Raw genomic sequence first — 12358 nt, 5'->3', positions numbered from 1 at the left:
ATTAATCGCCCTTTTTTATTTCTTCAATTCTTTATTGATGTTTTCCAAAATGGTTTCAAGACTTGCCATTAGCGGATTGTAGTGGTCTATTTCGGTGGATTGGCTTGTGATAATGAATAACAGGATGTTGTTTTCAAAAGCAACGGATTCCAATGCGCCTAAGTTGCTGACTGGGTTTTTGCTAAGGGGAATGCCTAATTTTTTCGACATGCCCGTATGATCCAGCAGTGTGTGGATGCTATAACCTTCATCCCTAAAAACATTTACGGTATTGTTCCGTTCTTCACCTAGCATTTTTTCCTGATTGGCTATATCATCAATAGTAGATATCCAATTGGTGAGCCGAATTCGTAAGGTGTCATTGGAAATATCCTTTAAACTACCGGAGTTGATCATTTCATTCAGCAACGAGTTGTTCGGGTTGAAAAAAATATCATTGGTGAAAGCATCGGAAAGCAGATTTGAAAAAGTTTCTTCTGTAGCTACTGTTTCACCTTCCATCAGCAAAACAATTTTTTGTGCAGCTTTATAGCTTTTCCGGTTGACTTTGATGAGCTCTTCCAGCTTAATTTTACTGATGTCAAATTCTTCTTTTAAGCCTTTAAGGTAAACCTGCTCCTTTTCCCGTTTTATACGATTGTCGTTTGCATTGTCTATGGCCAATGCAATCAAGATGCCGATAACCACCAAAACAATTTCACCGATGGCATACAGAAGATAATTTCCGACCTTTTTTTCGACAATCAATTGCTTCCTGATTTTTCTGAAAAATTTGAGCATGCTATGGCTTTTTATTTTTTTCGAACTTCTTGTAGATCCATTCAATCAAAAAACAAGTTCCGATGATAGAGATGGCCACGATTACTCCCATTCTGTTTGTTCCGAATTGTTGCTGTAGCAGAACGCCCATGGCAACGATGCATAGTACAAACCCTATGATAGGAATTGTTTTTCTACTGCCCGTGGTTTTGGACAGCTTAAACCCAACGTAATTTACCATGGCAAAAACCAGAAGAAAACCTACACTGCCCGCAGTTGAAATACTTTCCAGTTTCAAGGTGTTGGTCAATATAATGGTAAGAATGGCCGTAATAAGTAATCCTACGGGCTGATTCCAAAGTTTAAAGGTGAACTGATGGGGGAGTTCGTCATCCTCGGCTATTTCATAGCTTACCCTGCTTCCGCCATAAATAGAGGCGTTTATTGCCGAAAACGTAGAGATGAGTGCAGCTATGGTAATGATGGTGAAACCAGTTTGGCCGAGCATAGGTTTGGCTGCTTCGGCCAAAACATAATCCTCCGCCGTTTTTATTTTGTCGAAGGGTAGGGAGCCTACAGTGACCACCGCAATAATAATGTACAAAAGCACCACAAAAATGATGGAAATATAATATGCTCTTGGAATGTTCTTTTCTGGATTTTTAATGTCGGGAGCCGAATTGGCAATGAGCTCAAAACCTTCATAAGCAACAAAAATAACCATGCCTCCTGTTAAAAGTTGCAGGGGGGCTTCCCAGTTTTCCGGGGACAATTGTTCCAAATTTGGATTGCCCATCAAACCATACAATCCAACGCCGATAAAAGAAATCAGGATGACCAACTTTATGATTACGGCATAGGATTCTATCATCCCTACTACCTTAACACTGTAATAATTTATTATTGACGCCAAAACAATGATGCCCGTTGCATATATATGAAAATCCAACTCTGTTCCACTGATGGATAGAAGGTTGGGGGCATAGGAACCAAAGGCGGATGCATATAGGGATAACATAATGATGTAACTTACCCAAAGCAAGTTGTTGATGCCTCCGCTAAATATGGTTTCTCCAAAACCTTGGTTAATAAATTTGACGGTACCTCCTCGATCTGGATAGGATTTGGATAGTTTTACATAACTATATGAGGTAATCAGGGCTAAGATGCCCGCAAACAGAAAGGCCAGTGGGGTTCCTCCTTTGGAGAGGGTCACAGCCAAACCCAAAACCGCAAAAATCCCGCCACCGACCATACCGCCGATTCCTATGGAGATTGCTTCGGTAAGTTTGATTTTTTGGCTCATAACGTATGGTTTCGGTACTGGGATTTTAGGGATTAAAATCAGCTAAAATTGATGCCTACATAATATCCTTCGCTACCGCGTACATTGAATACGGTATTGTCTTCAAAAATAAGATACTGTCCTTTTATGCCCTTGAGAGTTCCTTTATAGCTTGGCGTTTTGTCAAGATTCAGGCTTTTTACTTTTTCTGGATATTTTAACACGGGGAACTCAAGGTTGGTTTCTTCTCGGTCATCCAAAAAATAATCCAAGGCTTCCTCGGGAATGCTTGCTTTTAATTTGTTGCGCCACTCCACCAAGTCTATGTCCTCAATATCGTTCTGGAGCATTTTCCGCCAACTGGTTTTGTCGCTAACATAATCTTTTAACGCCACTTCCGTAATACCTGCCAAATAGCGATTGGGCACCTCCACGATCTCTATGGCCTCATGTGCTCCTTGATCTATCCAACGTGTGGGGACTTGTGATTTTCTGGTAACACCAACTTTAATACTGCTCGAGTTGGCCAAGTACACAATATGGGGCTGCAACTGCATCTTTTTCTCATATTCAAGGTCTCGGTCCTCTTTGTCCAGATGTGCCGTGCTCAATTCGGGCTTCATGATCCAATCTCCGGCACGGGGCGTTTCATAAAAACAGGCTTTACAAAAACCCTGTCGGTAGATAGGTCTGTCCTCGCCACAGTTCAAGCATTGAAATTTGATGAAATCAATCTGAAGTTCCCTGTTCAGCCCCTGGTTCATATTGATAAAATCGTTCTCGAAAACCAAAAAATATTGGATTGGGCTCCCTATTTCTGTTCGCATCTTTCTTAGGACTCCTTCGTATAACATATTAAAATGAATGTGTTTGTCTTATTTGAAAATGAGTGTTAGAAAAGCTATTTTAGCAGTTGTACTAACCTTAACTTTATTGGTTAAATATACCTAAAATGCCAATACCTTTATTCAATTCCATTGCTTCTTGGTTATTAAGAAAGCGCTACCACCAAATAGAGCTTTTTTTAAAGTATCCTTTGGATGTTCAGGATGAGGTATTGCGACAACTTTTGGATTTTTCTCAGGATACCATGATTGGTAAACAATATGGGTTCAAAGACCTTCCCAAATATGAGGAGTTCAGGAACAGGGTGCCGATTGTAGCTTATGAGGATATTGCCCCACTGATAGAGCGTACGCGTAGGGGGGAACAGAACCTATTTTGGCCAACATCCATAAAATGGTTTGCCAAGAGTAGTGGAACGACCAATGCTAAAAGCAAGTTTATCCCAGTAAGTACAGAGGCTTTGGAAGATTGCCATTATAAATCGAGCAAGGATTTATTATGCCTCTACTTGAACAACAACGAAAACTCTCAGTTGTTTACAGGGAAAAGTTTGAGGTTGGGCGGTAGCAAGGAACTTTATGAGGATAATGGGACTTTTTTTGGAGATTTATCTGCAATATTGATTGATAATATGCCCCTTTGGGCCGAATACAGCAGTACACCTAGCAACAAGGTGTCGTTAATGACGGAATGGGAATCCAAACTGGAGGCAATCATAGAGGAAAGTATACGCGAGAATGTGACCAGTTTGGCAGGTGTTCCTTCTTGGATGTTGGTGTTGCTCAATCAGGTTTTGGAGAAAACCGGGAAAACGCATTTATTCGAGGTTTGGGAAAACTTGGAAGTTTATTTTCATGGGGGAGTAAGTTTTACACCATACAAGAATCAGTATAAAAAACTATTGCCCCGAAAAAAGTTCAACTTTTATGAAACCTATAATGCCTCGGAAGGTTTCTTCGGAATCCAAGATCAAAATAATTCTGATGAGCTGTTGTTGATGTTGGACTATGGCATCTTCTATGAATTTATTCCGATGGGTGTCAATGGGGAAGGCGAGCAGGCCATTCCGCTGTGGGATGTCCAATTGGGAGTCAACTATGCCATGGTGATAACCACCAATGCCGGGTTGTGGCGCTATAAAATTGGAGATACCATCCGGTTTACCTCCAAAAATCCGTATCGAATCAAAATCACGGGTCGTACCAAGCACCATATCAATGTTTTTGGAGAGGAACTTATCATAGAAAATGCGGAAGAGGCCTTAAAACAGGTTTGCCTAAAGACCGAAGCGGAAATTATGGATTATACGGCAGCACCTATTTTTATGACGGATAAGGAAAAAGGTGCGCACGAATGGATCATTGAGTTTAGAAGGCCGCCCGCAGATATTGCCTATTTTACAGAAATGCTGGACAATGCGCTAAAAGCACTTAACTCCGATTACGAAGCCAAACGCTATAACAACATTACTTTAAAGATGCCCAAAGTGCACGTAGCGCGGGAAAACTTGTTCCATAATTGGCTCAAATCCCAGAATAAATTGGGCGGACAGCATAAGATTCCCAGGCTCTCCAATGAGCGTGGCTGCATCGAAGAATTACTCGTCATGAATGCCCAATAATCTGTAATTGCTTTAAAATGTAACTTTATTTGCGGTTTACGAAAACGTTTTCGTAGATTTGCCCCGTTCGTCGTGGAAAGGTTTCTTTTGAACAAATAAAAGAGGATTTGCGACGTTTATTAATGAAATTCCCCTCATCAAATCTTTTATCAAACACAAAACCATTAAATCATGGCAGAAAAACTTGTTGTAATCTCAGATAAATGGGGTGCAAAAAAAGGCCTTTGGATAGCATCATATTTTGGCTATTTACAACAATACTACGATATTGTTTTCCACGATTGTCAGCAATTGGGCAATGTGGATGTCTCCATTTCTTCTGAAGAAAATATTGATAAAGCTTTTTTTGAAGACAATGGAATTGAAAGGGCTGTTTCCAACTTGATCAGGAAAGAAAATGAACCAGCCCATTATTTAGCCTTTGGTGTAGGGGCAACAGTGGTTTATAAAGCATCATTGAAAGGCTTACCGGCAAAAACAATTACTGCGATTTCCGCAATTGGTCTTGAATCGGAAGAGCAAACACCACTTACTACTAACGTACAGCTAATTTTCGGTGAGTGCGATAAAAGGAAACCCGGTCTTAAGTGGGCCAAAAGTGCGGCAGCCAACCTTAGGATTGTGCCCAATTTTGGACATACACTCTATTCTGACGAGAAAATCATCTCCGAAGTAAGTTTGGAACTATTGGAAAATGTCACAAAAAAAGCAGTCTAAGAGACTGCTTTTAATTTTTTCACGGTTTCGTAAGAGAGTTTTTTCTCTGCATAACCCTTAGTGACCTTGAATTCCGTTTCATCGCTGCTGGGCAATGTGAACATCGCGTCGGTAAAGACAGCTTCGCACAGGGAGCGCAATCCTCTTGCCCCGAGTTTGTACTCTACGGCCTTCTCAACAATATAGTCCAATGCTTGCTCTGTGATGGTGAATTCTATATCATCCATGGCAAACAGTTTTTCGTACTGCTTGATGATGGCGTTCTTGGGTTCCGTTAAAATGGCACGCAAGGTCTTGGCATCCAAAGGATTCATGTGTGTAAGCACGGGGAGTCTTCCAATTATTTCTGGAATTAGCCCGAACTCCTTTAAATCTTTGGGGATGATGTATTGTAGGATATTTTCTTGGTCCAAATTTTCTTCAGCCTTGGAAGCACTATAACCTACCGCTTGCATGTTCAAACGTTTGGTGATGATGCGCTCAATACCATCAAAAGCACCCCCAGCTACAAATAGTATGTTTTCGGTATTTACTTCAATGAATTTTTGATCAGGGTGTTTCCGTCCACCTTTTGGTGGAACGTTTACGGTGGTCCCTTCCAAAAGTTTCAAGAGCCCTTGCTGAACACCTTCACCGGATACATCCCGAGTAATGGAAGGGTTGTCGCTCTTTCGGGCGATTTTGTCAATTTCATCAATAAATACAATGCCGCGCTCCGCCTTTTCCAAGTTGTAATCGGCGGCTTGCAACAAACGGGTCAAAATACTCTCCACATCCTCGCCTACGTAGCCAGCTTCGGTTAACACTGTGGCATCTACAATGGCCAAAGGCACGTTCAGCATTTTGGCAATGGTCTTGGCGATAAGGGTTTTTCCCGTACCGGTTTGACCTACCATTACGATGTTACTTTTTTGGATTTCGATTTCCTCATCCTTGCCCTTGGGCTGCAACAATCTTTTATAATGATTGTATACTGCTACGGACATTACTTTTTTGGTTCTTTCTTGTCCAATCACAAAAGTGTCCAAGAACTCATGGATCTCCATAGGTTTTTTTAGGACCAGTTCGGAGGAGAGGTCTTGATTTTTGGTCTGTTTGGACTCTTCGGCTACAATGCTGTGGGCCTGTTCTATGCATCTATCGCAAATATGCGCATCCAAACCGGCTATCAATAGATTCGTTTCCGGTTTTTTTCTACCACAAAAAGAACATTCCAAATTTTCCTTTGCCATATAAATTCAATCTTCAACCGACAATAACGTAAAAAAAATGAAATTGTTCTACGTTAAGTGGTTGTTTTTTAGTCAATTGGTTTGAATTAAGATTTTTCTCTGACCAATATTTCATCAATCATACCATACTCTTTGGCTTCTGGCGCCTTCATCCAGTAGTCGCGGTCGCTGTCTTCGTATACTTTGTCGAAGGTTTGACCGGAATGCTTGGAAATAATCTCATATAGCTCATTTTTGATCTTGAGCACTTCTTGCGCTGCAATTTCAATATCGCTGGCCTGGCCCTGGGCTCCCGAAAGGGGCTGATGAATCATTACCCTTGAATGTGGAAGTCCGCTTCTTTTGCCCTTTTCACCAGCGCAGAGAAGCACCGCGGCCATTGAAGCTGCTATTCCTGTACAAATAGTGGCCACGTCTGGTTTTATGAATTGCATGGTGTCGTAAATGCCCAAACCTGCATAAACGCTTCCGCCTGGGGAGTTGATGTAGATTTGGATGTCTTTGGAGGCATCGGCACTTTCCAAGAACAGTAGTTGCGCTTGTATAATATTGGCCACTTGATCATTGATTCCCGTTCCCATAAAAATGATCCTGTCCATCATCAATCGGGAGAAGACATCCATGGCAACAGCATTCAATTGCCTCTCCTCAATAATGTTCGGGGTCATGTTCATTGGGTACATGGTACTCATGAGCTTATCATAGTACATACTGTTTATACCATGATGTTGGGTAGCATATTTTTTGAATTCTTTTCCGTAATCCATAGGATTTTAGTCGATTTATCTTAAAAAAAAGGTGCCGAAAAATTAGCTTTCCGGCACCGTAAAGATACTTAATTTTCTTTTAGCGAAGCCTTAGCTATATGCTTCCTTGATGAAGTCGTCATAGGAGACTTCCTTCACTTTAAGGTTAGCCTTTTCTTTGTAAAGGTCCAAAAGTTTTTGGCTCATCAATTGTTCGGACAATCTTTTTACTTCGTCCTGATTGCTCATTACCCTAGCTGCAACACTTTCCAACTCTTCTTCTTTTGGGTCCATGTGGCCGTACTGTGCCATTTGTGACTTAATGAATCCTTTGGCGAATTCCTTCAATTCATCAAACTGGACCTGAAGTTCATTTTCTTGGATAATCTTACCCTCGATCAATTGATAACGAAGACCTTGCTCGGATTTTTCAAATTCTTCTTTGGCTTCATCCGCGGTCAAAGGATTTTCTCCACTGATTTGAATCCACTTCTTCAAAAATTCTGCAGGAAGTTCGAATTTGGTCTCCTCGATCAATTTTTCAGTGATGTCGTTCAACAGTTTTTGGTCGGACTGCTGCTCGAACTGCTTTTCTGAATCTTCTTTGATTTTATCTTTCAACTCTTTTTCGGAAGTTACCTTTCCTTCGCCGAACAATTTATCAAAAAGTTCTTGATCCAATGCGGCCGGTTCTCTCTCGTTGATTTCCTCAATGGTAAAGGTCACATCGATTTTTAGGTCCTCAGCTTTGTCACGGGCAATGCCCAAGGCGCTGGACAACAAGTAGTCTTCCTTAAAAAGTCCTTTTGTGTTCAAGGTAACGGAGTCGCCCACTTTTTTACCAACAAGCGCATCAATAGCTTTTTTGCTTTTGATCTTGTCCATTTCAAGAGTGGTCTTGTGGTCGATTTCTTCCTCTTCATTAGCAAAGAAACCAGTGATTTCATCTTTTTTGCCTACCTCGGTCTTGGAAATCAATTTTCCGTATTGCTTTTGAATACGTTCCACTTGCTCCTCTATCATCTTTTTATCGGCAACGATTTTATATTGGGTCACCGCTTTTTTGGTCTTCAAGTTTACATCGAAGCTCGGTGCCAATCCTAATTCAAATTCAAAATCAAGATTGTCCTTGTCCCAATCAAAGTTGTCCTGTTGTTTGGGAAGTGGATTTCCTAAAACATCCAATTTTTCTTCGGTAAGGTATTTGTTTAGATTGTCCTGAAGCAATTTGTTCACTTCGTCCACCAAAACAGCCTTGCCATATTGCTTTTTGATAAGTCCCATGGGAACTTGTCCTTTTCTGAAACCAGGTATATTGGCCTGCTTTCTATAATCTTTAAGGATTTTTTCTACTTTATCCTGATAGTCTTCTTTGCTTATGGCAACCTTTACTACTGCATTAAGATCGTCAATCTGCTCTTTGGTTATATTCATTTCCTACCTAATTTGCTTTCTAAAAATGGGATGCAAAAGTAACTCTTTTTTGATTTGCTGCCAAGTTTTTAAACTGTTGACTTTCAAACCATAGAATTTCTACTGGTCATCTTTTAAAACGGAGTGCAAAATTGCTTGTAAAAAGGAGAGTAAAAGACTAAAAATGATGGCCCACCAAAAGCTCTCGACTTGGAAGCCGTCTATCAGGTTTGCCGTTAAAAGAATGATGATTGCATTGATTACCAATAAGAAAAGTCCCAGGGTCAAAATGGTAATGGGTAAAGTAAGGATTACCAGAATCGGCTTTACTAAAAAGTTGAGCAAACTCAATACTACGGCCACGATAATTGCTGTGAACATGGAAGACACGCCTACGCCAGGTAGCACATAGCTCAATATCACTACGGCCAATGCGTTTAATAATAATCTTAAGATAAGTTTCATAGGTTTGATAAATAGTTTGTTGCAAATAAAAAAGGCACCGAAATTCGGTGCCTTTAAGATAAGTAAAATAATGTTTGTCTAGTCAATATATAGTCCAGTATAATCCAGAGGATTTACACCGGGCAAATTCGAATTGTATTTTGTGTTGATGGCGTCGATAAAGGCATTGGCCACAATGGCGTAACCTCTAGGTGCTGGATGGACCCCATCTAAAGAAAAACCTCCTCCTGTGGCAAAAGTTGCGTCCACAACGCTTCCGTCAGCTTGTTGGAATCCATTGGCGTTAAGTTCGGCCAATAAGGCATTGGCGTCTACAAATGCAAGGTCATAGGCTGTTGCCAAACCTGCTATGGTTTGGTTGTAAGCTGTAAGAGCGGTTTCCACAATGGCCTGCTCTTCTGGGGTAAGGACCCATTTGTCCGCCAAAGGAACCGCAACACCGTTTATCGATGTTGGGATGTCTGGGTTATCAAGTGTGCCTATAAAAGTTCTTGAAGTTAGCACCATCAGGTCGTCCGCCGTAGCCTGTCTCATGTTGATCAATGCAGGGTTGTATCCTGTCAGGTCAGTGAGGTCTTCATCAATAATTACTACGGCATTTCCTTCACCTGCGGCAAAAGAGATGGTTCGCTTTTCTAATTCTTCTTCGGTGATAATGCTAAGTTGTTGCAACTGCGCTAAGCCGGCGTTGTATGCACCGTATGCTTCGGCGCTATTCAGGTAAGCTGCCGTAGCTGCATCCAATGGAATTGGGTTGTGGGGAACCGTAGTGAAATATGGGATGTCCGTTACATTCGGTAGGTTGGCAATGGCGCCATCTGCTCCGTTGGCAGTCATCGCCTGTAGCATCGCATCCAATGATCCTGCAAAAACATTGGGATCGGTAATGTCATTTCTGTTGTAGGTGCTAGGGTCTACGTTCCCGGCTCGGTCAACACCTGTCCCTCCTCCCGTGGCATAGAGCAGAATATCGTTTGCTCCGGCCCAAAGGGTGAAAAAGGTTGCTCCTTGTGCGGCTGCATCACCTATAACGGTTGCGGATTCCGAAGATGAGAAACGCGCAAAATAAGGATTGGCAGTTCCCATGGCCACGCCGGTTACACTACCATATCCGGGAGCCAACAATTCGTAACTTTTAGCGCCGGGTACGCCCATGTTGTTGTATGTGCCGGGCAATTTAACGGCTACATCAGTAGTTCCTTGTCCTTCAACGGGAACAGGGCTTGGACTTTCGCCCAAAAAGGATAATATCAATCTATTACCGGCTATTTGGGTTCCGCCAAGAGTCATTCCTCCTAGATTATCCGCCATAAAGGGGATTTCGAAACTTCCGCCTCCTACAAGTGCAAAGTTTGCAGCCAACATATTCGGAAAGGACGCTTTTTGTCCGTCTTCAAACAATGCATTGTCAGAGAATCCTGCGGTAAGTGAGTTCCCTACAGCTACGTAGTTGGAAAAATCCGCAGATCCTGATGTATATTCTACTGGGTCTGGGCCAGTTGTTTCGGGTGGGGTTGTATCATCTTCGCATGCTATCAAGAATAAGCCTAGAAATGGGAGAAAGGCATAAAACTTTTTCATATCAAAAAATCTGTTACAGTTAGTTTATGTTAATTGTTGTGGTAAGAACCAGAATTAACCAAATCTATATCAAATTTGTCATACAGACAATTAAATAGGTGAAAAAATTATGCATGCATAATAAAAAGGGTTGAATTTTAAGAATTCAGAAACGCAAGACTCTTGTTGTAGAACTGTTTCGGGTTCTCGGCATGCAACCAATGACCAGCTTTATCAATGGTTTCTATTTCGGCTTGCGGAAAGTGTCTTTTTATCTCGGCAAAATTATCGGGTTGGATATATTCTGACCGATCTCCGCGTAAGAATAGCGTTGGTCCCTCATATACGGCATTGGAGGAAATGTTCTCTCCAATTTCTTCCATTCGTTCTTTAAGGACGTCAAAATTAAAGCGGAAACCCAATCTGTCTTTTTCTTCCCAATACAGGTTCTTGAGCAAGAACTGGCGGATGCCTTTTTCTTTGATGTGCTTGGAAAGCTCTTCGTCCGCTTCCCGTCTATCCGAAATCTTGTCGAAATCTAAGTGGGAAAGTCCGTTGAAGATAAAATGATGATGGGGTGGGTAATACCTCGGCGCAATGTCGGCAATTATCAATTTGGTTACCCTGTCCGGGTTTGAAGTGGCCAATTGCATAGCTGTTTTGCCGCCCATGGAGTGTCCCATCACGTAAGCTGAATCTATATTGTGATGGTCCATATATCGGATAACGTCTTCGCTGAGCACATCGTAGTTGAACTCTTCGGAATGAAAACTTTTGCCATGGTTACGTTGGTCTATCAGATGTACCTCATACCCGTTTTCGGAATATTGGGTTCCCAATGTCTTCCAGTTATCGGACATGCCCAAAAAACCATGTAGAATGATAAAAGGTTGTCCTTCTCCCAATATTTTAGAATGTAATATCTCCATTATTTCAATCTATGTAAGTACATGTTCACCACATTTTCTAGGCCAAGATATAAGGATTCACAAATCAATGCGTGGCCTATGGATACTTCCAATAGATGTGGGATGTGTTCTTTGAAAAATTTGATGTTGTCCAAGCTGAGGTCGTGCCCGGCATTGAGTCCAAGCCCAACTTCGTGTGCCATTTTGGCCGCTTCAACAAAAGGTGCTATTCCGCCTTCTTTATTGCCCTTGGCGAATTCATGGGCAAAGCTTTCTGTGTAGAGTTCTATGCGATTGGTGCCTGTCTCGGCAGCTCCCTTTACCATTGAGGGGTCAGGGTCTACAAATATGGAGGTGCGAATGCCGTTTTCCTTAAAGGTCTTGATCACATCGACCAAAAAATCTTTATGTTTTATCGTGTTCCAACCAGCGTTGGAGGTAATGGCGTCTTCGGCATCGGGTACCAAGGTGACCTGTGTGGGTTTTACCTCAAGCACTAGGTCGATAAATTTTGGGACCGGGTTCCCTTCGATGTTGAACTCCGTGGTCACCACTTTTTTAAGGTCTCGTGCATCTTGGTAGCGTATATGCCTTTCGTCGGGGCGTGGATGTATGGTGATGCCTTCCGCTCCAAAAGATTCAATATCCTTGGTGGAAGTTATCAGGTTGGGTACATTGCCGCCTCTAGAATTTCGTAATGTTGCCAGTTTATTTATATTGACACTCAACTTTGTCATGTAGTTGTTTTTAGAATGTCAAAAATAAGAATTCGGCATGCCTTTTGCCATTTTAAATTAGTATTTTGC

General features: G+C 41.7%; 12 protein-coding genes. 2 read left to right on the top strand and 10 right to left on the bottom strand.

Going from position 1 to position 12358, the window contains the following annotated elements; genetic code table 11:
• Nucleotides 1-15: 15 nt before the first annotated feature.
• From DCK90_RS03790 to DCK90_RS03780, 3 genes are read right to left on the bottom strand one after another with little or no spacing between them, the layout of a single operon-like run.
• Nucleotides 16-780 carry a DUF6090 family protein gene (locus tag DCK90_RS03790; protein WP_108244890.1) on the bottom strand — a complete coding sequence of 255 codons (765 nt, stop codon included), beginning with the start codon at nt 778-780 and terminating at the stop codon, nt 16-18.
• A gap of 1 nt (nt 781) precedes the next feature.
• The gene (locus DCK90_RS03785) at nt 782-2065 is read right to left on the bottom strand and encodes an APC family permease (protein ID WP_108244855.1); all 1284 of its coding nucleotides are present in this window, start codon (nt 2063-2065) and stop codon (nt 782-784) included.
• Nucleotides 2066-2103: 38 nt separating this feature from the next.
• Nucleotides 2104-2898 (bottom strand): DUF2797 domain-containing protein, encoded by a 795-nt coding sequence (locus DCK90_RS03780; RefSeq protein WP_108244854.1) that lies wholly within the window; start codon nt 2896-2898, stop codon nt 2104-2106.
• Between the two features lie 98 nt (nt 2899-2996).
• On the opposite strand from DCK90_RS03780, the gene DCK90_RS03775 reads away from it, so the two are divergent.
• The gene (locus DCK90_RS03775; RefSeq protein WP_108244853.1) at nt 2997-4511 is read left to right on the top strand and encodes a GH3 auxin-responsive promoter family protein; all 1515 of its coding nucleotides are present in this window, start codon (nt 2997-2999) and stop codon (nt 4509-4511) included.
• 171 nt (nt 4512-4682) lie between these two features.
• On the top strand, nt 4683-5228 hold the full coding sequence (locus DCK90_RS03770; protein WP_218109572.1) for a hypothetical protein: 546 nt from the start codon (nt 4683-4685) through the stop codon (nt 5226-5228).
• On the opposite strand, the gene clpX is transcribed toward DCK90_RS03770, so the two are convergent.
• The 7 genes from clpX to DCK90_RS03735 form a co-directional block, all read right to left on the bottom strand.
• Nucleotides 5225-6460, bottom strand: a complete 1236-nt coding sequence (gene clpX, locus DCK90_RS03765; RefSeq protein WP_108244851.1) for an ATP-dependent Clp protease ATP-binding subunit ClpX — start codon at nt 6458-6460, stop codon at nt 5225-5227. The two genes, DCK90_RS03770 and clpX, sit on opposite strands and share 4 nt — an antisense overlap.
• Before the next feature lie 86 nt (nt 6461-6546).
• Nucleotides 6547-7227, bottom strand: coding sequence for an ATP-dependent Clp endopeptidase proteolytic subunit ClpP (gene clpP, locus DCK90_RS03760; RefSeq protein ID WP_108244850.1), 681 nt, complete (start codon nt 7225-7227; stop codon nt 6547-6549).
• 90 nt (nt 7228-7317) lie between these two features.
• The gene (gene tig / locus DCK90_RS03755) at nt 7318-8640 is read right to left on the bottom strand and encodes a trigger factor (protein WP_108244849.1); all 1323 of its coding nucleotides are present in this window, start codon (nt 8638-8640) and stop codon (nt 7318-7320) included.
• 99 nt (nt 8641-8739) lie between these two features.
• Nucleotides 8740-9084 (bottom strand): phage holin family protein, encoded by a 345-nt coding sequence (locus DCK90_RS03750; protein WP_108244848.1) that lies wholly within the window; start codon nt 9082-9084, stop codon nt 8740-8742.
• Between the two features lie 78 nt (nt 9085-9162).
• Nucleotides 9163-10665, bottom strand: coding sequence for an SGNH/GDSL hydrolase family protein (locus DCK90_RS03745; RefSeq protein WP_108244847.1), 1503 nt, complete (start codon nt 10663-10665; stop codon nt 9163-9165).
• A gap of 137 nt (nt 10666-10802) precedes the next feature.
• Nucleotides 10803-11573: an alpha/beta fold hydrolase gene (locus DCK90_RS03740; protein ID WP_108244846.1), complete on the bottom strand. Its 771-nt coding sequence runs from the start codon at nt 11571-11573 to the stop codon at nt 10803-10805.
• A complete protein-coding gene (locus DCK90_RS03735; RefSeq protein ID WP_108244845.1) occupies nt 11573-12289 on the bottom strand; it encodes a pyridoxine 5'-phosphate synthase in 717 nt (238 codons plus the stop codon). The genes DCK90_RS03740 and DCK90_RS03735 overlap by 1 nt, the downstream gene beginning before the upstream one ends.
• Between the last annotated feature and the right edge of the window lie 69 nt (nt 12290-12358).

Origin of the sequence: Muricauda brasiliensis (assembly GCF_003057865.1) — a bacterium.
GTDB lineage: Bacteria > Bacteroidota > Bacteroidia > Flavobacteriales > Flavobacteriaceae > Flagellimonas > Flagellimonas chongwuensis.
Note: the sequence above shows the minus strand (reverse complement) of the source record. Positions and strands in the feature narration are given on the sequence as shown.